Consider the following 24,108-nt stretch of genomic DNA (forward strand, 5'->3'; position numbering starts at 1 on the left):
AAACTTTACGCAAAAAGAGGGAAGACAGGAAGGATCAACCGCCGTTTTTGTGCGGTGGCAACGGGGTTGCTCAGCTTTTGCGCCCCAACGGATGCTATTTTCACCACCCGTTGAGGCCATGCGGTTAAAGCACTTTACTGAGGAAGCTGGCGGTACGCGGATTCGACGGCGACGTAAAGATGTGCTCAGGCGTGCCCTGCTCCTGAATCACGCCGTTATCGATGAAAATCACCCGGTCGGCCACTTCACGGGCAAATCCCATTTCGTGAGTCACAATCACCATCGTCATGCCGTCGTTGGCGAGGTTTTTCATCACTTCCAGCACGTCGCCAACCAGTTCAGGATCCAGCGCCGAGGTCGGTTCATCAAACAGCATAATGGACGGCTCCATCGCCAGCGCGCGGGCAATCGCCACCCGCTGCTGCTGCCCGCCGGAGAGGCTGGACGGCCAGGCGTCGCGTTTATCACTCAGCCCGACTTTCTGCAGCAGCGCTTCGGCGCGCTGTATGGCCGCCTCGCGCGTCATGCCCTGCAGCATCATCGGCGCCATAGTCAGGTTTTCCAGTACCGTCATGTGCGGGAACAGGTTGAAACGCTGAAAAACCATGCCGACACTTTCACGCATTTTGTTGAGATCGGTTTTACGGTCGTGCACGGCAAAACCGTTCACTATCACTTCGCCTTCAGTGACCGATTCCAGCGCATTCATGCAGCGCAGGAAAGTACTTTTGCCGGAGCCCGACGGACCGATAATGCAGACCACTTCCTGCGGTTTGATGTCGCAGTCGATCCCGCGCAGAACGTGGGCGTCGCCAAAGTGTTTATGCAGATTCTTTATATTAATCACTTTTGCCAAACCTCACTTCCAGACGGTTAACCAGCTGCGCCAGCAGGAACGTAATCACCCAGTAAACCAGCGAAATGGTCAGGTAGGGTTCCCAGTAGGTGGCGTACGCGCCAGAAACGGTACGCGCCGCGTAGGCCAGATCGGCAAGGCCAATCGCCGACGCGAGCGATGAATCTTTCACGATAGCAATCGCGTTGTTGCCGAGTGGCGGCAGAATGCGGCGAAACGCCTGCGGCAGGATCACTTTGCGCATGGTTTTCCACCACGGCATGCCCAGTGCCCGCGATGCTTCCATCTGCCCTTTGTCGATCGACTGGATACCTGCGCGGAAAATTTCAGAAACATACGCGCCGGCGTTAAGGGTGATCGCCACAATACATGACAGGAAGGCGCCATAGCTGGAACGCAGCTCGCGCGCCAGATCGGCGCTCATGATGCCGCTGGTGACCAGCAGACCATCACGCGGGTTGATAAACAGTGGCACCAGCGCAAAGTGAACCACCATGATCTGCACGAACAGCGGCGTGCCGCGAAAGGCGCTGACATAAAAGCGCACCGGGAACTGCACCAGATAGCGCAGCACATACTTCCACGGACCGTGCTCGGCTTTCGCCATTCGCCCGAGACCGAGGGTCAGCCCCCACAGCGTCCCGAGGATCACGCAGATGATGGTACATTTGATGGTCATCCAGGCGCCTTCCATAAACAGCGGTGCATATTCCTGGATGATTTCCCAACGGAATCCCGTCATAAAATTTCCCTGTAAAAAGCGGCTGGNTATCGTCAAACCAGGTTTTATAGATTTTCGCGTAGGTGCCATCAGCGACAATCTTCTTCAGACCGTCGTTGATTTTCGCCTGCAGCGCGGTGTTCCCTTTCGCTACCGCGATACCAAAATACTGACGCTCAAATTTGGCGTCCGGTACCAGTTTGAACTGTTTTTCCGGATGCTGTTTGATGTAGTACTTGACCACGCCCACGTCGCCCACTGCCGCGCTGACGCCATCTTCAAACAGTTCCTGCAGCATTAACGGGGTGTTGTCGAAACGCTTGATTGCGGTGCTGTTTTTACCCAGCACGTCGGAGACCACGATGTCGCCAGTGCTGGAGTTCACCACGCCGACTTTTTCGGTTTTCAGTGAATCCAGGGAGGTGACTTTAGAATCTGCCGGTACCACGATGGACTGTTCAGCCGGGAAATACGGCGCGGAGAAATCCACCATCTGCTTGCGTTTGTCAGTAATGGTGATACCCGAAATGATGATGTCACGATCGCCAGATCCTAACGTTGCGAAAATGCCTTCCCACGGTGTGTTAATCAGTTTAACGTTAAAATTTTCAGCTTTGGCGATGGCTTTAATGATATCGATATCAAAGCCTTCCAGCTGTTTCTGGTTATTTTCAAACTCGAAAGGACGATAGGTGCCACCCGCCCCGACGACATAGGTTTCCTGTGCGGCATAAGCACTCCCGGCGAGAGTGATCATCAGGCAGCACGCTTTCATCCACTTACTTATCATACCCCACTCCTTTTTATGCATGTTGTTTGCATAAAAATACATATATCCGCGCATTCATGCAATAAATATTGCTGTAAAACGCGCGCTGCCCGCGGCTTTCCACGCCGTTTCGCGTCGGATTTTGTTGCATAACGGTGGCAGAAATAGCCTTATTCATTTCTTCGTGGGGTAGCCAGAGCCTTAATCTCCGCTTACAGCACGATCTGCCGCTATTCTGTTGCAGTTGCACAAACGAAACGTTTTTTATTTGTTATGAGGCAGGAAAAGGTTTTGAAACGGCGTTTTCATTTTTCTTTTGCTTCGTAACATCGTATAATGCCCGCCGTTTCTTGATTGAAAGGTTTCAGCAACTTGGACTGCCTATTTCAACAACTACAAAAACACCTCCAGCATTGGGCTGAAACACAAGCACACTTTCCTCAGCACGCTTTTTTGATGTCACCTATCCTTACTGCGTGGCATTACAACTTTCGTAATACAGGTTTGTCTCCCTGGCAACACGCCCGGAGAGCGAGATTTCCCCATTCTTCTCAACTTAAAGACTAAGACTGTCATGAAAAAGACCAAAATTGTTTGCACCATCGGTCCGAAAACCGAATCCGAAGAGATGTTGACCAAAATGCTGGACGCAGGCATGAACGTTATGCGTCTGAACTTCTCTCACGGTGACTATGCTGAACACGGTCAGCGCATCCAGAACCTGCGCAACGTGATGAGCAAAACCGGTAAAAAAGCGGCGATTCTGCTGGACACCAAAGGTCCGGAAATCCGCACCATTAAACTGGAAGGCGGTAATGACGTTTCTCTGAAAGCCGGCCAGACCTTCACTTTCACCACCGACCGTTCTGTGGTGGGTAACAGCGACATCGTGGCCGTGACCTACGAAGGTCTCACCAGCGATCTGAAAGTCGGCAACACCGTACTGGTTGACGATGGCCTGATCGGCATGGAAGTGACCGCTATCGACGGCAACAAAGTCGTCTGTAAAGTACTGAACAACGGCGATCTCGGCGAGAACAAAGGCGTTAACCTGCCGGGCGTCTCTATTGCCCTGCCGGCGCTGGCTGAAAAAGATAAGCAGGATCTGATTTTTGGTTGCGAGCAAGGCGTTGACTTTGTTGCAGCTTCTTTTATCCGTAAGCGTTCTGACGTAGTCGAAATTCGTGAGCACCTGAAAGCCCACGGCGGCGAGAACATTCAGATCATCTCCAAAATTGAAAACCAGGAAGGCCTGAACAACTTCGACGAAATCCTCGAAGCGTCTGACGGCATCATGGTGGCGCGTGGCGACCTGGGCGTTGAAATCCCGGTTGAAGAAGTGATTTTCGCGCAGAAGATGATGATCGAAAAATGTATCCGCGCACGTAAAGTGGTGATCACCGCCACCCAGATGCTGGATTCAATGATCAAAAACCCGCGTCCGACCCGCGCAGAAGCTGGTGACGTGGCGAACGCCATCCTCGACGGCACCGATGCCGTGATGCTGTCTGGTGAATCCGCGAAAGGCAAATACCCGCTGGAAGCCGTGTCTATCATGGCGACCATCTGCGAACGTACCGACCGTGTGATGACCAGCCGCCTCGACTTCAACAACGACAGCCGTAAACTGCGCATCACTGAAGCGGTGTGCCGTGGTGCCGTTGAAACGGCTGAGAAACTGGAAGCACCGCTGATCGTGGTGGCCACCCAGGGCGGTAAATCCGCGCGTGCAGTACGTAAATACTTCCCGGATGCGACCATCCTCGCGCTGACCACCAATGAAGTGACGGCCCGCCAGCTGGTGCTGAGCAAAGGCGTTACCGCACAGCTGGTGAAAGAAATCTCCTCTACGGATGATTTCTACCGTCTGGGCAAAGAAGTGGCGCTGCAGAGCGGTCTGGCACAGAAAGGCGACGTTGTCGTAATGGTTTCCGGTGCACTGGTACCGAGCGGAACGACGAATACCGCCTCTGTGCACGTACTGTAATAATTCACAGACGTATTAATTTGTTTAATAAGCGCTCCCCGGAGCGCTTTTTTTATTCCCTTCGATAGCCAGATTCAATAAAAAATCAAATCGGATTTTACTATTTAAGATAAGATTATCTAAGACGAATCCGATGGAACGCGCCTGTTTTGACACGGTTTTTTCAGCGCTTATCGCAAAGTCGATGCTTCTTTGAGCGAACGATCAAAAATAAGTGCATTCCCATAAAAAAAATATTCTCAACATAAAAAAGTTTGTGTAATACTTGTAACGCTACATGGAGATTAACTCAATCTAGAGGGTATTAATAATGAATCGTACTAAACTGGTACTGGGCGCGGTAATCCTGGGTTCTACTCTGCTGGCTGGTTGCTCCAGCAATGCTAAAATCGATCAGCTGTCTTCTGACGTTCAGACTCTGAACGCTAAAGTTGACCAGCTGAGCAACGACGTGAACGCAATCCGTTCCGACGTTCAGGCTGCTAAAGATGACGCAGCGCGCGCTAACCAGCGTCTGGACAACCAGGCTACTAAATACCGTAAGTAATAGTGCCTGTGTAATAGAATGGCGCACATTGTGCGCCATTTTTTTTGCTCTTCATTTCCCTTTCTGTTTATTGCGTCACGCTCGACGCCTCCCCGTTTACCGGCGAAGCATTCTGTGCTGATTCCACCGCTGGCGCATCAGCCGTCACTGTCGTCCGCTCTGCAGACACCGGGACCGGATAACCGGCGCGCCGATGCAGCGCTTTTTTCACCCGTTCATCATTCACCGCTTTATTTTCGCGAAATGGCGTGAAGTCCGCAGGCAGCACGTACGGCATCGTCTGCACGTTTTGCTCCTCTTCCTGCGACAGCGGGCGGTGTACCTCCACATAACGCTCACCGTTCGGCTCTACCGAGAATTTCACCGGCTCATTGATGATTTTCACTGGCGTGCCGCTTTTCACCCGCGCAAACAGCGCCTGAATATCCGGCGCATTCATACGGATGCAACCCGAGCTGACGCGCAGACCGACGCTGTCAGGGGCGTTGGTACCGTGAATGAGATATTCACCGTGTCCATACGCTAAACGCAGTGCAAAGCGTCCCAGGGGGTTATTTGGCCCGGCTGGCACCACCGGCGGTAGCGTGATGCCGCGCTCAAGGGAGCGTTTGCGGATGCCCACGGTTGGTGTCCAGGTCGGATTAGGGATTTTCTGCCCGACACGGGTCTCCATGACCGGCGTTTCCAGCCCCTGCAAACCAATGCCGATAGGATAAACCTGAACGATGTTTTCACCCGGTGGGAAGTAATAGAGTCGCAGCTCGGCGAGGTTAACCACGATGCCCTCACGAGGGACATCCGGCAACAGCAGTTGCGTCGGGATGGTAATTAGCGTGCCAGCTTTTGGCACCGGCGCAATAGTGTTATTTGCTTCCAGAATCAGCATCGCGGCGGTATCAAAACGCCTGGCGATAGCCTGTAAATTACGGTCGCCCTCCTGCACCGTATACGTCTGGTTTTGCCCAATAAGACGACTGCCCTGCGGCGGTAACGGATAATCCAACGCACGGGCAGTCTGGATAGCGCCCAGAACGCCAGTCAGAACAAGTGTGATTAAAAACGCGCGCTTCATACTTTTTTTCCTGTAGTCACGAGTAGTGGGCCGCAATAAGAAAAGCCCCATGAGGATAAAAAACGGCCTCATAAAACAGGATAATAGGTATGATTTAGTTTAGCTGCAATTACCTGCTTTCGTGCGAATCGCGCGGATCATGGCTTCAAGCCCTTGCGAGCGTGAGGGCGTGAGATGTTGGGTCAGTGACATTTTTTCAAACCACGGACGGACGTCAAACGCGACGATGTCCTGCGCGGTCATCTGCTGGTAGAGAATAAACACAATCGCGATGAGCCCTTTGACGATCGCCGCATCGCTGTCGCCCTGCAGTTCAATCACGCCGCTGGAATTACGCGTCATCACGATCCACACCTGGCTCTGGCAGCCCTGGATAATGTTCTGCGGAGTATGATCCGCCGCGCTGAGTTCCGGTAAACGCTGCCCCAGTTCGATGATATAGAGATACTTTTCTTCCCAGTTGGCACAGCGCGAAAAATTGCGCAGAAGCTTATCTCTGTCCGGTAATGCTGCCATTATTCCTCCCTGTCAGCCCAGTAAACGATGAATACGCTGGAGACCCGCCACCAGTCGATCCACCTCTTCATGCGTGTTGTACATTGCCAGCGACGCCCGGCACATGGCGGGAACCTGATAGAAGCTCATCAGCGGCATGGCGCAGTGATGCCCCGTCCGCACGGCAATGCCATAGTTATCGAGGAAACTGCCGACGTCGTAGGCGTGATGTTTGCCGAGATTAAAGGCAATCACCCCACGGCGATCGTCGGGGCCGTAAAGGGTGAGATCCGGCACGTCAGCCAGTGCCGTTAACGCGTAGTGCATCAGCGTTTGTTCGTAGTCGTCAATCTGATCCAGCCCCAGCGCGCTGATGTAATCTAGCGCGGCACCAAAGCCAATAATGCCGCCGGTATTCGGCGTGCCCGCTTCGAAACGCCACGGCGCTTTCGCCCAGGTGGTACCTTCCGTCAGACTGACGGTGGCGATCATCGAACCGCCCCCTTCCCACGGCGGCATGGCCTGTAAAATGTCCTCTTTCGCATAAAGTATGCCGATACCGGTCGGGCCATACAGCTTGTGGCCGGAGAAGACGTAGAAATCGCAGTCCAGCGCCTGGACATCCACCGCATGATGCATCACCGCCTGCGCGCCATCCACCAGCACTTTCGCACCGTACTGATGCGCCAGCGCCGCCATCGTCTGCACCGGGTTTTCCGTGCCCAGCACATTGGAGACCTGAGTGATAGCCAACAGCCGGGTACGATCGTTGAGCAGTGACGGCAACACATCCAGTTTCAGCGTGCCGTCCTCATTCAGCGGGATCACCCGCAGTTGTGCGCCGGTACGCGTGCAGAGCATTTGCCACGGGACAATATTCGCGTGGTGCTCCATCTGGCTGATGACGATGTTGTCACCCGCCTTCACATTGCGATTACCCCAGCTGTTTGCAACCAGGTTGATCCCTTCCGTGGTGCCGCGAACAAACACCAGCTCTTCGGCAGAGCGTGCATGAATGAAGTTCGCCGCCTGCTGGCGAACCTGCTCCATACGCGTCGTCGCTTCAGCGCTCAGGGTGTGGATCCCGCGATGCACCGCCGCATAGCCGTGGCGATAAAACTCCGCCTCGGCGGCAATCACCTGTTCCGGTTTCTGTGCGCTCGCGGCGCTGTCGAGATATACCAGCGGTTGTCCGTTTACTTCACGGGACAACACCGGGAAATCAGCCCGAACCCGTTCAACGGAAAATGTCATGCCTCACCTCCCGGTAAGCGCTGACCGATACGGGCCAGCACCTGCTGTTTCAATGCCTCATCGCGCAACGATTCAGTCAGTTCCGCTGCAAAGGCGTAGATGATCATCTTCTGCGCCGCCTGCTGGTTAATCCCTCGCGAGCGCAGGTAAAACAGCTGCTCGTCATCAATACGCCCCACGGTGGCGCCGTGGCTGCATTTCACATCGTCCGCGTAAATTTCCAGCTGCGGTTTGGTGTCCACTTCCGCCAGCCGTCCGAGCAGCAGGTTATTGTTGGTCATCTGCCCGTCGGTTTTAATCGCATGCTGCGCGACGTTAATCAGGCCGTTAAATACCGCGCGACCTTTATCGCTGACGATGGTTTTATGCAGTTGGCGGCTGTTGCAGTAGCCTTTGTTATGCTCAAGCCACGTCCGGGTGTCGCAGACTTCCGACTTCACCGGCATCGCCAGGCTGTTCATCCGCAGCGTGGTGTTTTCACCGTTGAGCTGGGTGCTGGTGTTATGCCGCAGTACCGCGCTGCCGAGCAGGAAACTGTTGCTCCAGGCTGCAGCGTCCTGGCCGAGGGCAATGTCGTTATGCGCAAAGTGGTAACTGAGCGGATTTTCAAACGCCAGCTTGAGGTGATGTAACTGCGCGTTGGCGGCGACCTGCATCGTCAGGGGCGCCCCTGGGTCAGGTGCATTAACAGCAACGGTTTTGCCGGACGCTGATTCCGCGCCACGCTGATATGCGTCACCGTCGCGGCCAGGCTTTCGGTCAAATGGAGAAAGACTTCAGGTTGTACCGGTGCCGGTAGCGTCTGGCGTTCATCATTGACGGTGACGGTAAAACCGCTGTCGCTGAGATCGTCGCTCAGTTGCGCCGCAAAACGCCCGTCAACAAACACCAGCCGGAAGGCATCAATGCGCAACGCCAGCGCATCACGCGTCGCCGCATCCACCTGCGCCGTGTTCGCCACAAACTGGCTGTTCAACAGGACATCCAGTGGCGTGTATTTCCAGTTTTCATGTTTGCGGGTCGGCAGACCCAGCCGTAACATCTGCTGCAGATGCTGTTGCGCCTGCGGGGAACGCGCCTCGCCTTCAGCCTCAAAAAGATGGTGCCACTGTTGCAGCGCGTTACTGTTGTTCTGTAAGCCAGCCATAGCCCTGCTCCTCCAGTTGTTTGACCAGAGTGAAGTCGCCGGATTTGACGATGCGGCCCTGATACAACACGTGGACGTAATCCGGTTTGATGTAATCCAGGATGCGCTGGTAGTGCGTCACAATGACGAACGAGCGCTTACCATCGCGCAACGCGTTCACGCCGTCAGCAACGATTTTCAGCGCATCGATATCCAGCCCGGAGTCAGATTCATCAAGAATGCACAGTTCAGGCTCAAGCACCGCCATCTGCAGAATATCGTTGCGCTTTTTCTCACCGCCGGAAAACCCGACGTTGACCGAGCGGGTCAGCAAATCTTCCGGCATCTTCAGCAGTTTGATTTTCTCTTCCATCAGATCCTGAAAATCAAAACGGTCCAGCTCTTCCTGACCGCGATAGCTGCGTACGGCGTTGAGCGCGGTTTGCAGGAAAAACTGATTGCTGACGCCGGGGATTTCCACCGGGTACTGGAAGGCCATGAAAATGCCCTCGCCCGCGCGATCTTCCGGCGACAACTCCAGCAGATCCTTACCTTTAAACTGTACGGTGCCGCCAGTCACTTCATAATCTTCACGTCCGGCGAGCGTGGCGGAGAGCGTACTTTTACCGGAGCCGTTCGGCCCCATGATGGCGTGCACTTCCCCCGGGCGCACTTCCAGGCTCAGCCCGCGCAGGATCTCTTTTTCTTCAACCGCAACCTGTAAATCTTTGATGCTTAACATGTCTGTTCCTTTGTGCTTAGCCGACGCTGTGTTCAAGGCTAATCGCCAGTAATTTCTGCGCTTCGACGGCAAATTCCAGCGGCAGCTCGGAGAAGACGTCTTTACAGAAGCCATTCACGATCATGGAGATGGCATCGTCTTCCGAGATCCCGCGCTGCAGGCAGTAAAACAGCTGATCTTCACCGATGCGTGACGTCGTCGCTTCGTGCTCCAGCTGGGCGCTGTTGTTACGGCACTCCACGTACGGGATGGTATGCGCGCCGCTGTCCGGCCCGATCAGCATTGAGTCACACTGGGTGTAGTTACGCGCATTGGTGGCGGTCGGCATGATTTTGACCAGCCCGCGATAGCTGTTCTGACTGTGTCCGGCGGAGATACCCTTCGAAATAATGGTCGATTTGGTGTTCTTGCCGATATGGATCATTTTGGTGCCGGTGTCGGCCTGCTGATGCCCGCTGGTCAGCACCACGGAGAAGAACTCGCCGATGGAGTTGTCGCCGCGCAGAATGCAGCTCGGGTATTTCCAGGTGATCGCCGAGCCGGTTTCCGACTGCGTCCATGACATTTTGCTGTTTTCGCCTTCACACAGCGCACGCTTGGTGACGAAGTTGAGGATCCCGCCGGTGTTGTTGTCGCCCGGGAACCAGTTCTGCACCGTCGAGTATTTCACTTCGGCATCTTTGTGGATGATCACTTCCACCACCGCGGCGTGCAGCTGGTAGCTGTCACGTACCGGCGCCGAACAGCCTTCGATGTAACTGACGTAGCTGCCTTCATCGGCAATCAAAATCGTGCGTTCAAACTGCCCGGTTTTTTCCGCGTTAATGCGGAAATAGGTGGAGAGCTCCATCGGGCAACGCACGCCTTTTGGCACATAAATAAATGTGCCATCGGAGGCCACCGCGGCGTTCAGCGCGGCGAAGAAGTTGTCGTTCCCGGGCACCACGGTACCGAGGTATTTTTTCACCAGCTCCGGGTGATCGTGAATCGCTTCGCCGAAGGAGCAGAAAATAATGCCCTGCTCCGACAGTTTTTCGCGATAGGTGGTGGCTACCGAGACAGAGTCGAAAATGGCGTCGACGGCCACCTCTTTGCCTTCACGAACCGGCACGCCGAGCTGGTTGAACGCTTCTTCCACTTCCTGTGTCAGGAACGCGCTGGAGCCGGTCTGCTGGACCGCACCCGGCTGTGACGCGCAGGTGTCATCGCAGTTCCCGCAGGACGGCGCCGAGTAATAGCTGTAATCCTGATAATTGAGCGGATTGTAATGGGCTTTCAGCCAGTGCGGCTCTTCCATGTCCTGCCAGGCGCGAAACGCGTTCAGGCGAAACTCGAGCATCCATTCCGGCTCATTACGACGGGCGGAGATGGCGCGCACCACCTCTTCATTGATGCCTTTCGCCAGCTCATCGGTCTGGAGAAGAGTAAAGAAGCCCTCTTTATAATTGAGCTGCCCCCCCGTCCAAGTTTTGACATCGTCAGTTGCTTCAGTATTACGAGACATAATTACTCCGCCTGGACCCCAAAGCTTTCACCGCAGCCACATTCATGCTGCGCTTTTGGGTTATGAAACTTGAAGATTTGATTTAACCCGTCGCGAACGTAATCAACGACGGTGCCATCAATAAACGGCATCGCCTTTCGCGAGACGTAGAGTTTTGCGCCATCCGTTTCAAACAGCAGATCCTCTGTTTCCGGCTGCGTGACGGTGTCGAGGACGTAGCCAAAACCCGCACAACCGGTCTGTTTGACGCCCAGCCGCAACCCTTGCATATCGGGCTGCTTGCTTATCAGCTCGCGGATATGCGCCGCCGCCGTTNCACATCCATAGATCCCCCTCATGGTTTAAAGCACCTGCGTATCATCCTATGGTAGTGATAACGATTCTCACTTCAACCCATGGTCCACAGGGACTTTCTTGCATTTATTAAGCATAGACCCCGTTGAATGACTTATCAGGTCAGGACGTTATTGTTCAATCCATTGAAAATTAATAGATTTGGCAGGATTTATCGGGGTGACCGGTCAGCAGGAAAAGATGTATAGGTAATACCTATTTATAGGATAGATGGCCTAAATGGCACAAAAATACAAAGTTGTTTTTAAAACAAGAAGTTAAAAAACGCGTCAGTCAGGGGAAAGCAGGAATTTTTCTGGAAGATTCAATGTCCCGATTGGGCACCCGGGAAGCCCGATAAGCGAGTTTACTGGCACTTTCAAAAAATCTAACAGAACTCTCATTCTCATTGTAATGTTACAGATTTTGTTGCCGATAACTGCTAAATCAATCCAACAAAGGGAAACCGTGATGACTGAGAATGAATTTCAGTTTAATGAAGAGGACTACATTAAGAAGGCTGTAATCACCTTACCATCTATTCCTGATGATGTATTGCAGTCTTTGTCCTTACAAGACACGCAGACGGGGTTGTTCTATCGAATTGACAAAGCAAATCAAGGCGCCAGAACACAACGACTCATCCATATATGGCGAAAAAACAGAGGCATTGGCGTTTCGTGGAATGTGGAAGATTCAAGACAAGGCAAAGTGAATTTCAATGACAACTTTAAGCACCTCAACGCAGCGAAAGATCTGGCGGCCAGGATGCTCAAAACGGACCCGGCGCTGAATTTCGACCTGTTAACCCGCCCTCTTTATACGCGCTCACCCCACCGTCGAATGCTTAATTTGCTCCTCCTCGAGGTTATCATTGAAATACTCCTGTCTCCGGACGATGCCCCGCGCATGACCGTCGACTTTTCGAATCTCTGACAAAAAAAGCCCCTGCGTTCGTGCAAGGGCTTTTTTAATACTGTGTCGGTGAAAGCAACGACGATTTAGTGGATCAGTGCCTGAACCCGGGCGATGGCGTTGTCATACACCGTATTGGCTTTTTCGTTACGTGCGGCCTGGTAATAGGTCAGTGCCTGCTGATAATCCCCTGCGGTTTCGTAAATTTTGCCGATGTTATAATTTGCCCCTGCCCGAACCGTTGGCGCGCCCGCACCGCTCGCCAGTGCCAGCGCTTTACGGTTGGCCCACAGCGCCTCCGCCGTGCGGCCGGCTTTCTGATACACCAATCCAAGGTTGCCGTAGGCCTTGCCGTTATCTGCCCATGCGTTAACCGCCGCAGTGAAATGATCGATCGCCTGATCGTAATCACGACGCTGATAGGCCGCTTCACCCTGCAAGTTCAGACTGCGTGACACGCTGATATCCTGTTGCGTCCAGGCGGCGTTGTGCGAGGCGGTCCATGCATCGGCCAGCGCAGGCGACAAGTGTGGCCCGATGTTTTCTGACGCCATATTCACGCCTTCGATCTGGTTGATATCGACAAACTCGCCTGACGGGGTAATTTTAAATACCGTCCACAGATTCCCGCGCTTTTCCTGCGGAACATAATATGTCCTCACCAGCGATTCACCGACGTATACAAAGACTTTCGCCTGGCTTTCTGACAGTCGTGTGCTGTTCGGCATTTCGCGGTCGGAGAAATCATGAATAGCGTAGACGTAAGACTGACCATTTTGCCGCGCGGTCAGGGTGATGGTCTCCGGGCCGTAGCTGTCGATATCGTCAACGTCCAGATTGCCGTTGTCGCCTTCTTTATGATCGTAATAGAGATGATTGCCCTGATAGACAATATGCGAATCCAGATCGTCAGGCGTTGCACTCCAGGTTAAGACCACGCGCATACTGTCCAGCCCCGTCAGCACCGGGCTTAATGCATACGACATGCCGTTACAGGGGCATTTGACCACCAGGTTAGAATAGCCACTTTTTTTAACGATCAGCAGCGTGTCGCTGGTGTCGGGGAACGTGTTTTCCAGAATCGTCTGCCCCTGGGCGTTGGTGCTGGCTTTGACCGCACTCTCACCGTTTCTCTGCAGTGTGACCTGCGCGTCCGGGATCTTCGCATCTTTCACCACGGCGCTAAGGATTTCTACCTGGGTTGTAGTGGCGACGCCATATCCCGACGACAGCAGAAGCGATAAAAACAGCCATGACTTCATGTTATTTTGCATGTAATTCCCTTAATTCCCTGTGCATTTTTAATCTCCGTCGATGAGCAATCACCCTCTCAGAAATGGTATTTGATGCCCACATTGCCAGAGGTGTCATGGTAACCCTTCGCCCCGACGCGTTGTGCGACGTTTGCCCAGACGGTAAAGGCTTCCGCGGGTTGCCCTTCCAGGCCGAGTTTCATCTCACCCACGTTACGACTTCCCGCCTGTTCTACCCTGACGTTGTCCAGCGTGACGTCGACATTGTTAGCGTTGTGCAACCAGTTCACTTCGCCGTAAACGGTGAATTGTGACGCGGTTTTCTGCGCATCCGGCACGTCATACGACAGGTTTACGCCGAGGCGCGTCTGTACGCTGCCGCTACCGTCAACACGGGTGCCGTTCACTTCCTGGTGGCGGGCCCCCCACTCCAGATAGCCTGTGCCTGTGGCGTGATGAAAACGCGCGGGGACAACGGGTGACGGTATCCGCTCTCCAGTGAACCACTGAGGCCGCGGATATCGTAGCTTTCACCCACCAGCCCTTCGCCGTTCACTGACGCGCGGAGCCAACTGTATTGCAGCCAGCTGTCGACATACAGTCCGTTCACGGACTTTGCGTTCTGATACCAGGTCGCGTAAGCCCCGGCGCTGTATCCATGTACGCTATTCTTCGCATCGTAATGCGTTTTAGCGGAATGCGTATTTCCGCTGCTGTAGCCATAGCCTGCCATGATGCCCACACCAAGCCGATCCTGCTCGCCGAATTGCCCGTTCCACACTTCACCGCCGCCCTGAATCACATAGCTGTTGCCGCGCATCTGCAACTGACCGCTGTCGTCATTCGCATGACTGCGAAACGCCAGTTGCCGCAACCACAGGCTCGAATCTTCCGCCCGCCCTTCGCGATCTTTCAGGCTGTGGCTGAACAGGCGGTTTGNNGGGTACCGGTTCGGGTGCTGGCGGCACGGGCACGTCAGACGGCGGTTGGTCGTCAGGCTGCTCCGGTTCCTGTGGCGGCTGCGGCTCTTGCGGTACAGGCTCTTCAGGTTCTTCGGGTATTGGCTCTTCGGGTGTCGGAGGCTCTGGCACCAGCGCAGAACGCAGATACCAGTCACCGTTGTCCTGATGGAGGAAATATTCATAGGCGCCTGCCAGAGCACGGTTTTTGAGGGTAAACAGGCCATCCGACTGCCCATCGACGCTTATCACTTCGATGCCGTTTACCGTGGTGGTGCTGCTGCCGTGGAAGTTATTGACATACAGCTTCGTGCTCCCTGCTGTGTCACCGGTGACGATCAGTTTGTCGGTCGCGGAACTGTCATCGCCCAGCGTGGTATTCATGATCAGCGTACCGCCACCAAGGTAGTTACCGACGGTGATGGTTTTGAAACCACCGTCATCTCCCGGTGCGGCAAACGCCACGGTGCCGCCGTTGTTGAGGGTTGAAATATCGGAATCGCCCGTCACATTCCACTGGCTGGTCTCATCCAGTGCCATGCTGTAGCCACGCACAATACGGCCCGTCATTGTTGATGAAGTGTGCAATGCAAGGTTCAGCGCCGCCGCATTGGCCGACTGCGAAACCGCATCGCCGACAATCTGCGAGTTGTCCCCGGTGTTCACGTTCACAACGCCGGACTGAAACGCACCGCTATCTTCTACACTGATCGCAATCCCCGCTGTGCCACCGCGACGTCCGATCAGCGTTGAACGGGTTAAGTCGAGGTTAAGATCGGCATTGATGCTCTGCACCGCGTAGCCGTCCTGAGTTTCAATGCGGCTGTCGCTCACGGGTAACGCGCTGCTGGAATTTAACCGCAGAAAGCCCACCTGCAACCCGTGGCTATTATTGCCCGTCATATTTATGCTGCTGTTCCGGAACCAGATATCCGGACTGCCGCCGAGAAACATACCGTATGAATTATTGCCACTGACTTGTGCCGTCAGGTTGTCGATGTGCGCGATAGTCTCAAGGCTTGTTTTGCCCACGCTGATGGCCGTGGAGGTATCGCCGCTAAGGTTGAGTCGAATATCATTCAGATACGTTCTGGCATGATTGTTACCCACACCAGTGCTGTCTCTGCCGCTCATGGTGATATCAAGGTTTGTGGCAGTAAGGATTGTCGGTTGGTTTGAATTGGTCCCACCCACCGAAGCTTTAATCCCTGTAGACATATATCCGTGGGTAATAATATCGATATTATCGAGGGTCAGTGCCGTTTTCCCTACCGCATACGCACCCATTCCTGAATAGCCGAACGTCTCGATCGTGGAGTTCGTCATTATGGAGGCCATATTATTGGTGTTGTCCACATACAACCCGTATCCGCCCAACCCACGCGTAATAATATTGAGGCGGTCCATCGTCGCGGAAGCATTCCCTGAAACGATATTTATCGCATTCGATTGATAGCCCTTCGTTTCAATAATAAGGTTTTTTAATACTGCCGTGGTGGTGGGTGTGGTCAGGGTATAACCACCTCGTACCGTAATAGCCTCAGGGTTTGGCGGTGTCCGGGATCCATCATAATAGCCATTGTCCAGCACCGTAATCCGGCTGTTCTGAATGTTCAGCGCGCCGCCTTCTGTTGCCATAATGCCCGTATCATGCAGACCATAACTGTCTCCCCGCAGGGTGATATCAGAGCCATTGATGATATCAAGGCGAGATCCCGCCCCGGTCACCGACACCCCTCGTCCAGTCGAAGCAACACTATTGTTAATCACCGCAGATGCACCGTTGCTAATTTCACCGAGATTGGCATAACCGCGCAGCGTTGAGTTGGCAATATTAACGACGGAACCCATATCTGCCGCGTTAAACAGCCGATCGGTACCACTTGCTGGCGACGTGGCTGAGGTATAATTGACGGTAGAATTGGTCAGCCAGATTTGTCCGCCGTTATACGCTTTTAATACAGCCTGAACTCTGGGGATATTGATTCTCTCAGTGTAAATATCAACACGGTCACCACTAATTTTACCGCCGGTATAATACGCCTCCAGAACTAAATTGGAGGTGGTATTCGTATATTGCTGTCCTGGCGTTAAGGTTATTTGCTGGTTACTTCCAGCCATGACTGTTCCATTGTTGACCGCCTGAGCGTGCATCGGTGCCAGCGCCAGTGCGATCGCCGTTGCAAGAAACGTTATTTTTAGATCATTATTTGAATCAGACCTGTACATCAGCAACTTCCCTCTGCTTTTTATTGAACACCAATAAGCCCATCACCGCGTTAATTACGTAACGTGATTAAAGATGGTATCGGCGTTGTTTTATTGTGTGCAAAAGAATTTATCTGAAAATACCTGTGTTAATAACGAAATGTGAAGTCAGTACAATTGGAATAAGAATAGCTTGCAGATAACCAGGATCATATTGCAGGAATAAGAATTTTTTTAAGAAATAAGCCCGCAGTGCGGGCTTATCATTTGTTACTTTGTTTCAGCGATTTGGTTAACTTTTGATTTTTCTGTAAACGAACAGTACGACTAACGCACCAATCACAGCGACAACAAAGCTGCCGAAGTTAAAGCCGTCCACTTTACCGAAACCGAAGAGTGTGCTAATCCAGCCGCCGACGACCGCACCGATGATGCCGAGAATAACCGTGACGAAGAATCCGCCGCCATCTTTACCCGGCATGATCCACTTCGCCAGAATCCCTGCAATTAGCCCGAAAATGATCCATGAAATAATACCCATGTGCTTTATATCCTCATCAGTTAGTACGTGACTTCATTTACCGTGATAAAGCGTAGCACACCACACAAAAATATCTAACGTGCTTTCCGTATTGAATTATCAGTCATTTTTTCGTCACACAGGCCCGGTATCGTCGTTGCCCGGCGCACAAATTGATCATAACGAGATTTTGTGCTTTTTTTGCTGGCGCCTCGCATTCGCAGGCGTATTATCGTCTCTCCCTTCCCCGTTCGGGGCGTAACAACCTTCTTGAGTTCAAGAGGCAAACACACATGACCTGGCAACACTTCAAACAGGCCTGGCTGATTAAATTCTGGGCGCCAGCCCCTGCGGTCATCGCTGCAGGTATTCTCTCCACCTATTATTTCGGCATTACCGGCACCTTCTGGGCCGTGACCGGCGAGTTCACGCGCTGGGGCGGGCAGCTGTTGCAGCTGGCCGGCGTTCATGCGGAAACCTGGGGTTACTATAAGCTTATTCACCTTGAAGGCACGCCGTTAACCCGCATCGACGGCATGATGATTATCGGCATGTTCGGCGGCTGTTTCGCCGCGGCGCTGTGGGCCAATAACGTCAAATTACGTCTCCCGCGCAGCCGCATCCGCATCGCGCAGGCGATCGTCGGCGGGATCATCGCCGGGTTTGGCGCGCGGATGGCGATGGGCTGTAACCTCGCCGCCTTTTTTACCGGTATTCCGCAGTTCTCCCTGCACGCCTGGTTTTTTGCCATTGCCACCGCGATCGGCTCCTGGTTTGGCGCACGGTTTACGCTGCTGCCCATGTTCCGCATTCCGGTGAAAATGCAAAAAGTGTCCGCTGCCTCACCACTGACGCAAAAACCGGATCAGGCGCGCCGCCGTTTCCGTCTCGGTATGCTGGTGTTTATCGGCATGGTTGGCTGGGCGTTGCTCACCGCCATGAATCAGCCGAAACTCGGGCTGGCGATGCTGTTCGGCGTTGGGTTCGGGCTGTTGATTGAGCGCGCGCAAATCTGTTTCACCTCCGCCTTCCGCGATCTGTGGATCACCGGGCGAACCCATATGGCGAAAGCGATTGTGTTCGGCATGGCGGTCAGCGCAATCGGCATTTTCAGTTACGTGCAACTTGGTGTAGAACCGAAAATTATGTGGGCTGGCCCGAACGCCGTTCTGGGTGGTCTGCTGTTTGGTTTTGGCATCGTGCTGGCCGGCGGCTGTGAAACCGGCTGGATGTACCGCGCTGTCGAAGGTCAGGTGCATTACTGGTGGGTCGGGCTGGGTAACGTTATTGGTTCTACGCTGCTGGCGTACTACTGGGATGATCTCTCCCCTGCACTCGCCACCAGTTGGGATAAAGTCAACCTGCTCAACACCTTCGGCCCGCTCGGTGGCCTGCTTGTCACCTATGCGCTACTGTTTATCGCATTGATGCTGATGATTGGTTGGGAAAAACACTTTTTCCGTCGCGCTCGCGCCGTGTCGGTCGCCGCTAAGGAGGCAGCATGAAGAATATCGTTCCTGATTATCGTCTGGATATGGTGGGCGAACCCTGTCCTTATCCGGCAGTTGCCACGCTGGAAGCGATGCCGCAACTGCAGAAGGGGGAAATTCTGGAAGTGGTCAGCGACTGCCCGCAGTCCATTAACAACATCCCTCTGGACGCGAAAAATCATGGTTACACCGTGCTGGAGATTCAGCAGGACGGGCCAACCATCCGTTATTTGATTCAGAAATAGCGGCGTCTCAGATTTGACTTAACGGCTTGCCGCTTCGCTAAAACAGGCGTAAATAATACATGTCCATTAAGGATGAATAAGGAGATTAAGATGGGCTATTACGTCATTAAAAAATCGGAAAAAGATATTGCACAGCCGTACTATTTCCAGTTGAAAGCGGATAACCACGAAATTATTGCTGTTAGCGAGATGTATTCGTCGAAAGACGCGGCGAAGAAAGGTATTGCATCAGTACAGAAAAACGGTCCGACCACCACCATCAAGGACGAGACCGTGTAACGGGAGTCCCTCTTCCTGTTTCAGGAAGAGGGACTGCTTTCAGACCACCGCCGTCGTCAGCCGCGACGAACAGCACAATCTTCCCTGTTCATCAAAAATTTCAATCTGCCAGACCTGATGACGACTGCCCGCATGGAGCGCAGTACAGACGCCGCGAACGCGCCCGCTGCGAACGGAACGGATATGGTTGGCGTTGACCTCCAGCCCTACCACTTTTTGATCGCCCTCGGTACATAAATATCCGGCCACTGACCCCAGCGTTTCCGCCAGCACCACTGACGCGCCGCCGTGCAACAGGCCAAACGGCTGGTGGGTACGGTTGTCCACCGGCATCGTCGCTTCAATAGTGTCATCAGTAAAGCGGTCAAACTGAATATCCAGTAGCCCTACCATGTTGTTTTTGCCCATAGCATTGAGCGCGTCGAGGGTTGCGGTGCGTTTCCAGATCATCCGAGTATCTCCAGTAATGCCTGTAGCGGATGGCGAACGCCATTACCTTCAATACGTTTCACCTGGCTGCGGCACGAATAGCCGGTCGCCAGGCAGCGGTTTTTCGGTAGCGTCTGCATTGAAGGCTGCCATGAGAGCGCATAAATCCCCAGCGAGTTTGCATGGTTTTTGACTTCATGACCATAGGTTCCCGCCATGCCACAACAGCCGACGTTGATATTTTCAAGTTTTGCGCCCAGGCGCGCAAACAGTGCGGCCCATTGCTGCGGCGCGGCAGGCAGTGCCGTCACTTCGGTGCAGTGACCAAAGAGATACCACGGCTCGCCGCTTACATCCCGGGCCTCGAGGCTTTCCAGCGCCAGCGGCAGCCATTCGTGCCATTCGTGCACCAGCATGACGTGGAAATCACCACGCTCAGCACCCAACACTTGTTTGTACTCATCGCGATAGCAGAGCACCAGCGCCGGATCGACCCCCACCATCGGCATGCCGAGCTGCGCAATGCGGCTGAGAAAATCCGACGTTTTTTTCGCGGTTTTCGCAAAGCGATTGAGGAACCCTTTGATGTGCTGCGCTTTCCCGTTTGGCGAGAATGGCAACAGGACGGGCTGATAACCCACCCTTTCCACCAGCCGGACAAAATCCGCCACCACCTGCGCATCGTAATAGCTGGTAAACGGATCCTGAACCACCAGCACCGTTTTCGCTTTTTGTTCTGTGCTGAGAGACTCGAGCTGCTCCAGCGTCATGTTCGCCGAGCGGTGCCCGACCATCCGCTGTTGCAGCGACGGCGCTGAGAGCAGCGGCAGATCGATCATGCCGATATGTTTCTCCGACAGACGGCGCACCCAGGGCTGATTGATAAAAAAGTTAAACGTTTTAGGCGCGCGCGCCATCAGCGGCGCGTAGCTTTCCACCGTGGCGACCAGGTGATCGCGCACCGGACGCAAATAGCGGGAATGATAAAGCTGCAGGAAGCGTGAACGGAACTCCGGTACGTCAATTTTGATCGGGCATTGCGTGGTGCAGGCTTTACAGGCCAGACAACCTGACATCGCCTCTTTCACCTCATGAGAGAAATCATATTCGCCTTTCCGCGCGTGCCAGCTGTTGCGCGTGCGCTCAATCAGCGAGCGCAGGCTGACGCGTTTTTCCGGTAGCTCTTTTTCCAGCTTCAGCGGATCAACGCCTCTGTCCGCCAGCAGGCGCAGCCATTCGCGCNTTTTCATCGACGGACACATCGGGCTTCTCACGTCGAAGTTAAAGCACAGCCCGTTGCCGTTACACTCCATCGCGCCACGCCATGCACTGCGTACCACAACGGGGATCTGCCGGTCGTAGGTACCGCGCTTCACCGCATCGACCTTCATCATCGGCGCATCGATGCCTTCCGGCGGGCAAATCTTTCCAGGGTTGAGCCGGTTTGCCGGGTCGAACGCGGCTTTGACTTTGCGCAGCTCGCCATACAGTTCGTCACCAAAGAAGGCCGGGCTGTATTCCGCACGGAACCCTTTGCCGTGCTCGCCCCATAACAGGCCGCCATATTTTGCCGTCAGCGCTACCACCTCGTCGGAGATCTGTTTCATCAGCATCTCCTGCTGTGGATCACACATGTCCAGCGCTGGTCGCACATGCAGTACACCGGCATCCACGTGGCCAAACATGCCGTAGCTCAGCCCGTGGCTGTCCAGCAGCGCGCGAAACTCGGTGATATAATCGGCGAGATGCTCGGGCGGTACGCAGGTATCTTCAGCAAAAGGAATCGGTTTTGCCGCGCCTTTCGCATTTCCTAACAGCCCCACTGCTTTTTTACGCATGGCATAGATACGTTCAATGCCCGCCAGTTCCTCGCAGACCTGCCAGCCAATCACGCCGCCCGCGTTTTGCGCCATCAGCTCATCAAGACGCTGGCAGAGCGCCTGCACCTGACCGTCGATCAACACCTGATCGTCTCCGGCGAACTCAACGATATTGAGGCCCAGCATGTCTTTATTTGCGACGTCGGTAATTAATTCACTGACGGAATGCCAGACGATATCTTCCCGCGCCAGGTTCAGCACTTTTGAATCAACCGTTTCCACCGACAGCGCCTTCGCTTCCACCATAAACGGCGCGTTGCGCAGCGCAGAATCAAACGAGTCGTACTTGACGTTGACCAGCCGCCGCACCTTTGGCAGACGAGTAATATCCAGGCGCGCTTCGGTGATAAACGCCAGCGTGCCCTCAGAGCCGGTCAGTACGCGGGTCAAGTCAAACTCGGTCATGTCGTCATTAAAGACATGGCGCAGATCGTAGCCGGTCAGAAAACGGTTCAGTTTGGGGAATTTATCAATAATTAGCTGGCGATTGTCGCGACAGCGCTGATAAACAGTACGGTAAATGCGGCCAATCACCGACTGCTCTTTAGCCAGCGTCTCCGCCAGTTGCACCGGCATCGGTTGGGTATCGAGAATATCGCCGCCCATGAGCACGGCCCGCACGCCGAGCACGTGATCGGAGGTTTTGCCATACACCAGCGAGCCCTGACCCGATGCATCGGTGTTGATCATCCCGCCCAGCGTGGCACGGTTACTGGTGGAAAGTTCCGGGGCGAAAAAATAGCCGTAAGGCTTGAGGAACTGATTCAGTTGATCTTTGATGACACCGGCTTCCACCCGCACCCACCCCTCTTCGGGGTTAATTTCGATGATACGGTTCATGTAGCGGGACAGATCGATAATAATGCCCTGATTGAGGGCCTGACCGTTCGTGCCCGTACCGCCGCCGCGTGGGGTGAAAATCAGCGAGGAAAAGCGTTCTTCTGCGGCCAGACGCGCCAGCAAGGCGACATCGGCGGTAGAGCGGGGAAAAACCACGGCATCCGGCAAGAGTTGATAGATGCTGTTGTCGGTGGACATCGTCAGTCTGTCGGCATAGCCGGTGGCGGTGTCGCCGGTGAAGCCTTGCTGTTCCAGTACCTGCAAAAAAGTCAGCACCAGTTGAACGACACCTGGCGCCTGGGAAATCTGTGGGATCATTACGCTTGACCCTGCCTGATAATGTTGTGTTGTGGGTAATTAATCGATTGCGTTGCGCGTTTATCGTTGTATCACATTTTTTTCTTATGCGCCCATCAGAATTATGTGCTCAAATTTATTGATATTATTATCAGTCAGACACGATTGTTTAAGGTGAAAAAACATCTATGGTAAGTCTTCGTCAGCCAAGGGACATTCCGCAAATACTGCTGTCAGTGGTATTCCTCGCCCTCATCATTACCGCCTGTTTATGGATAATCCAGCCGTTTATTCTCGGCTTTGCCTGGGCGGGGACCATTGTTATCGCCACCTGGCCAGTTCTGCTTCGCCTGCAACGTCTCCTGTTTGGACGCCGTTCGCTGGCCGTACTGGTGATGACCCTGCTGCTATTTTTGCTGTTCGTCATTCCGGTTGCCCTGCTGGTCAACAGCCTGGTGGACGGCAGCGGCCCGCTGATCCATGACATCACCACTGGTAGTTTAACACTGCCGGATTTCGCCTGGCTGAACAGTATCCCTTTCATCGGTGCCAAATTGTACGGTGCCTGGCACAGCCTGCTCGACATGGGCGGCACGGCAATTATGGCAAAGGTACGTCCTTATATTGGCGCGACCACCACCTGGTTTGTCGGCCAGGCAGCACATATCGGGCGATTCCTTCTGCACTGCGGCCTGATGCTCCTCTTCAGCGCGCTGCTCTACTGGCGCGGTGAGAAGGTGGCCTACGGCATTCGCTATTTTGCCACCCGTCTGGCCGGACGCCGGGGCGATGCTGCGGTTCTGCTGGCAGGGCAAGCCATCCGCGCCGTCGCGTTGGGCGTGGTCGTGACCGCACTGGTACAGGCGGTACTTGGCGGATTCGGTCTGGCAATTTCAGGTGTTCCTTACGCTACCCTGCTTACAGTCGTGATGGTGTTTACCTGTCTGGTGCAGCTTGGGCCGTTGCCCGTATTGATCCCGTCAATTATCTGGCTGTACTGGACCGGTGATACGACCTGGGGCACCGTACTGCTGGTCTGGAGCTGCGTGGTCGGCACAATGGATAACGTTATTCGCCCGGTGCTGATCCGCATGGGTGCCGACCTGCCAATGATTTTAATCCTTTCCGGGGTGATCGGCGGTCTGGTCGCTTTCGGCATGATCGGCTTTTTTTTCTGNCGCCGCCCGATAACCCGGATCAGGTGCTCGCGGTACTGGAAGAGAGTGATGACGAGAGCGAGCAGGCAGCAAAATAATCAACAATCAAGGCGGGGTGACCCGCCTTATCAATAAGGTTTACTAATCATTCGTTATTCTTCCTTTCCCGCTCCGACTCGCCATAAGTTTTCCCGCCTGTATTTAGCTCGCAAATTATTCACCTTTTGTTA

Annotated in this window: 22 protein-coding genes and 3 pseudogenes; 8 read left to right on the forward strand and 17 right to left on the reverse strand. The window is 54.0% G+C overall.

Annotated features, from left to right (window positions below; translation table 11 throughout):
• Window positions 1-124: 124 nt before the first annotated feature.
• The 3 genes and pseudogenes from GM30_RS20050 to GM30_RS20060 all read right to left on the reverse strand — a co-directional run.
• The gene (locus GM30_RS20050) at window positions 125-847 is read right to left on the reverse strand and encodes an amino acid ABC transporter ATP-binding protein (protein WP_049850130.1); all 723 of its coding nucleotides are present in this window, start codon (window positions 845-847) and stop codon (window positions 125-127) included.
• The gene (locus tag GM30_RS20055) at window positions 840-1,598 is read right to left on the reverse strand and encodes an amino acid ABC transporter permease (protein WP_049850036.1); all 759 of its coding nucleotides are present in this window, start codon (window positions 1,596-1,598) and stop codon (window positions 840-842) included. The genes GM30_RS20050 and GM30_RS20055 overlap by 8 nt, the downstream gene beginning before the upstream one ends.
• Before the next feature lie 19 nt (window positions 1,599-1,617).
• A pseudogene (locus GM30_RS20060) lies at window positions 1,618-2,367 on the reverse strand (basic amino acid ABC transporter substrate-binding protein); the annotation flags it as partial.
• Between the two features lie 351 nt (window positions 2,368-2,718).
• On the opposite strand from GM30_RS20060, the gene ynhH reads away from it, so the two are divergent.
• The 3 genes from ynhH to lpp all read left to right on the forward strand — a co-directional run bounded on the left by ynhH (window position 2,719) and on the right by lpp (window position 4,880).
• The gene (gene ynhH, locus GM30_RS28060) at window positions 2,719-2,913 is read left to right on the forward strand and encodes a protein YnhH (protein WP_420802279.1); all 195 of its coding nucleotides are present in this window, start codon (window positions 2,719-2,721) and stop codon (window positions 2,911-2,913) included.
• A gap of 7 nt (window positions 2,914-2,920) precedes the next feature.
• Window positions 2,921-4,333 (forward strand): pyruvate kinase PykF, encoded by a 1,413-nt coding sequence (pykF, locus tag GM30_RS20065; protein WP_049850037.1) that lies wholly within the window; start codon window positions 2,921-2,923, stop codon window positions 4,331-4,333.
• Between the two features lie 310 nt (window positions 4,334-4,643).
• A complete protein-coding gene (gene lpp / locus GM30_RS20070) occupies window positions 4,644-4,880 on the forward strand; it encodes a murein lipoprotein Lpp (protein WP_010430241.1) in 237 nt (78 codons plus the stop codon).
• Between the two features lie 67 nt (window positions 4,881-4,947).
• Here lpp and ldtE read toward each other — a convergent pair whose 3' ends face one another.
• From ldtE to sufA, 7 genes and pseudogenes are all read right to left on the reverse strand, one after another.
• Window positions 4,948-5,952 (reverse strand): L,D-transpeptidase LdtE, encoded by a 1,005-nt coding sequence (gene ldtE, locus GM30_RS20075; protein WP_049850038.1) that lies wholly within the window; start codon window positions 5,950-5,952, stop codon window positions 4,948-4,950.
• 99 nt (window positions 5,953-6,051) lie between these two features.
• On the reverse strand, window positions 6,052-6,468 hold the full coding sequence (gene sufE, locus GM30_RS20080; protein ID WP_049850039.1) for a cysteine desulfuration protein SufE: 417 nt from the start codon (window positions 6,466-6,468) through the stop codon (window positions 6,052-6,054).
• Window positions 6,469-6,480: 12 nt separating this feature from the next.
• Window positions 6,481-7,701, reverse strand: coding sequence for a cysteine desulfurase SufS (sufS, locus tag GM30_RS20085; protein ID WP_049850040.1), 1,221 nt, complete (start codon window positions 7,699-7,701; stop codon window positions 6,481-6,483).
• Window positions 7,698-8,848, reverse strand: a pseudogene (sufD, locus tag GM30_RS20090) (Fe-S cluster assembly protein SufD). Before sufD ends, sufS begins: the two are co-directional and overlap by 4 nt.
• Window positions 8,823-9,569 (reverse strand): Fe-S cluster assembly ATPase SufC, encoded by a 747-nt coding sequence (sufC, locus tag GM30_RS20095; protein WP_049850041.1) that lies wholly within the window; start codon window positions 9,567-9,569, stop codon window positions 8,823-8,825. Before sufC ends, sufD begins: the two are co-directional and overlap by 26 nt.
• A 16-nt stretch (window positions 9,570-9,585) precedes the next feature.
• Window positions 9,586-11,073 (reverse strand): Fe-S cluster assembly protein SufB, encoded by a 1,488-nt coding sequence (gene sufB / locus GM30_RS20100; RefSeq protein ID WP_049850042.1) that lies wholly within the window; start codon window positions 11,071-11,073, stop codon window positions 9,586-9,588.
• A gap of 2 nt (window positions 11,074-11,075) precedes the next feature.
• Window positions 11,076-11,411, reverse strand: a complete 336-nt coding sequence (gene sufA / locus GM30_RS20105) for a Fe-S cluster assembly scaffold SufA (protein WP_049850043.1) — start codon at window positions 11,409-11,411, stop codon at window positions 11,076-11,078.
• Window positions 11,412-11,877: 466 nt separating this feature from the next.
• On the opposite strand from sufA, the gene GM30_RS20110 reads away from it, so the two are divergent.
• Complete coding sequence (locus GM30_RS20110) at window positions 11,878-12,342, forward strand: DUF6367 family protein (protein ID WP_049850044.1); 465 nt, start codon at window positions 11,878-11,880, stop codon at window positions 12,340-12,342.
• A gap of 65 nt (window positions 12,343-12,407) precedes the next feature.
• Here GM30_RS20110 and GM30_RS20115 read toward each other — a convergent pair whose 3' ends face one another.
• The 5 genes from GM30_RS20115 to GM30_RS20135 form a co-directional block, all read right to left on the reverse strand.
• Window positions 12,408-13,595, reverse strand: a complete 1,188-nt coding sequence (locus tag GM30_RS20115) for a tetratricopeptide repeat protein (RefSeq protein WP_049850045.1) — start codon at window positions 13,593-13,595, stop codon at window positions 12,408-12,410.
• Between the two features lie 56 nt (window positions 13,596-13,651).
• Window positions 13,652-13,981: an autotransporter outer membrane beta-barrel domain-containing protein gene (locus GM30_RS27625; RefSeq protein ID WP_049850046.1), complete on the reverse strand. Its 330-nt coding sequence runs from the start codon at window positions 13,979-13,981 to the stop codon at window positions 13,652-13,654.
• Window positions 13,978-14,505: an autotransporter outer membrane beta-barrel domain-containing protein gene (locus GM30_RS27630; protein WP_274519069.1), complete on the reverse strand. Its 528-nt coding sequence runs from the start codon at window positions 14,503-14,505 to the stop codon at window positions 13,978-13,980. Before GM30_RS27630 ends, GM30_RS27625 begins: the two co-directional genes overlap by 4 nt.
• Window positions 14,414-16,762 carry an autotransporter outer membrane beta-barrel domain-containing protein gene (locus GM30_RS27635; protein ID WP_049850048.1) on the reverse strand — a complete coding sequence of 783 codons (2,349 nt, stop codon included), beginning with the start codon at window positions 16,760-16,762 and terminating at the stop codon, window positions 14,414-14,416. The genes GM30_RS27630 and GM30_RS27635 overlap by 92 nt, the downstream gene beginning before the upstream one ends.
• 271 nt (window positions 16,763-17,033) lie before the next feature.
• Window positions 17,034-17,282 carry a GlsB/YeaQ/YmgE family stress response membrane protein gene (locus tag GM30_RS20135; protein ID WP_049850049.1) on the reverse strand — a complete coding sequence of 83 codons (249 nt, stop codon included), beginning with the start codon at window positions 17,280-17,282 and terminating at the stop codon, window positions 17,034-17,036.
• 272 nt (window positions 17,283-17,554) lie between these two features.
• Here GM30_RS20135 and yedE point away from each other — a divergent pair, with 272 nt between their 5' ends.
• The 3 genes from yedE (at window position 17,555) to GM30_RS20150 (ending at window position 19,275) form a co-directional block, all read left to right on the forward strand.
• Window positions 17,555-18,766, forward strand: coding sequence for a selenium metabolism membrane protein YedE/FdhT (gene yedE / locus GM30_RS20140; protein ID WP_049850050.1), 1,212 nt, complete (start codon window positions 17,555-17,557; stop codon window positions 18,764-18,766).
• Window positions 18,763-18,996: a sulfurtransferase-like selenium metabolism protein YedF gene (gene yedF, locus GM30_RS20145; protein WP_049850051.1), complete on the forward strand. Its 234-nt coding sequence runs from the start codon at window positions 18,763-18,765 to the stop codon at window positions 18,994-18,996. Before yedE ends, yedF begins: the two co-directional genes overlap by 4 nt.
• Before the next feature lie 90 nt (window positions 18,997-19,086).
• Window positions 19,087-19,275: a YegP family protein gene (locus tag GM30_RS20150; RefSeq protein WP_049850052.1), complete on the forward strand. Its 189-nt coding sequence runs from the start codon at window positions 19,087-19,089 to the stop codon at window positions 19,273-19,275.
• Between the two features lie 39 nt (window positions 19,276-19,314).
• On the opposite strand, the gene menI is transcribed toward GM30_RS20150, so the two are convergent.
• Entirely contained in the window at window positions 19,315-19,725 is a 411-nt protein-coding gene (gene menI / locus GM30_RS20155; RefSeq protein WP_049850053.1) for a 1,4-dihydroxy-2-naphthoyl-CoA hydrolase, read from the reverse strand.
• Complete coding sequence (ydiJ, locus tag GM30_RS20160; protein ID WP_049850054.1) at window positions 19,722-22,742, reverse strand: D-2-hydroxyglutarate dehydrogenase YdiJ; 3,021 nt, start codon at window positions 22,740-22,742, stop codon at window positions 19,722-19,724. The genes menI and ydiJ overlap by 4 nt, the downstream gene beginning before the upstream one ends.
• A gap of 167 nt (window positions 22,743-22,909) precedes the next feature.
• Between ydiJ and ydiK the strand changes: the two are divergent.
• Window positions 22,910-23,893 (forward strand): annotated as a pseudogene (ydiK, locus tag GM30_RS20165) (AI-2E family transporter YdiK); the annotation flags it as partial.
• Between the last annotated feature and the right edge of the window lie 215 nt (window positions 23,894-24,108).

The organism is Trabulsiella odontotermitis (assembly GCF_001188485.1).
Classification (GTDB): Bacteria; Pseudomonadota; Gammaproteobacteria; order Enterobacterales; family Enterobacteriaceae; genus Trabulsiella; species Trabulsiella odontotermitis_A.

Coding starts and splice junctions, on each gene's coding strand:
- pykF (WP_049850037.1), top strand. CDS start 2,921: ATGAAAAAGACCAAAATTGTTTGCACCATCGGTCCGAAAACCGAATCC.
- GM30_RS20110 (WP_049850044.1), top strand. CDS start 11,878: ATGACTGAGAATGAATTTCAGTTTAATGAAGAGGACTACATTAAGAAG.
- sufC (WP_049850041.1), bottom strand. CDS start 9,569: ATGTTAAGCATCAAAGATTTACAGGTTGCGGTTGAAGAAAAAGAGATC.
- sufS (WP_049850040.1), bottom strand. CDS start 7,701: ATGACATTTTCCGTTGAACGGGTTCGGGCTGATTTCCCGGTGTTGTCC.
- ldtE (WP_049850038.1), bottom strand. CDS start 5,952: ATGAAGCGCGCGTTTTTAATCACACTTGTTCTGACTGGCGTTCTGGGC.
- lpp (WP_010430241.1), top strand. CDS start 4,644: ATGAATCGTACTAAACTGGTACTGGGCGCGGTAATCCTGGGTTCTACT.
- sufE (WP_049850039.1), bottom strand. CDS start 6,468: ATGGCAGCATTACCGGACAGAGATAAGCTTCTGCGCAATTTTTCGCGC.
- sufB (WP_049850042.1), bottom strand. CDS start 11,073: ATGTCTCGTAATACTGAAGCAACTGACGATGTCAAAACTTGGACGGGG.
- yedE (WP_049850050.1), top strand. CDS start 17,555: ATGACCTGGCAACACTTCAAACAGGCCTGGCTGATTAAATTCTGGGCG.
- GM30_RS20150 (WP_049850052.1), top strand. CDS start 19,087: ATGGGCTATTACGTCATTAAAAAATCGGAAAAAGATATTGCACAGCCG.
- menI (WP_049850053.1), bottom strand. CDS start 19,725: ATGATCTGGAAACGCACCGCAACCCTCGACGCGCTCAATGCTATGGGC.
- yedF (WP_049850051.1), top strand. CDS start 18,763: ATGAAGAATATCGTTCCTGATTATCGTCTGGATATGGTGGGCGAACCC.
- GM30_RS20135 (WP_049850049.1), bottom strand. CDS start 17,282: ATGGGTATTATTTCATGGATCATTTTCGGGCTAATTGCAGGGATTCTG.
- GM30_RS20115 (WP_049850045.1), bottom strand. CDS start 13,595: ATGCAAAATAACATGAAGTCATGGCTGTTTTTATCGCTTCTGCTGTCG.
- GM30_RS20055 (WP_049850036.1), bottom strand. CDS start 1,598: ATGACGGGATTCCGTTGGGAAATCATCCAGGAATATGCACCGCTGTTT.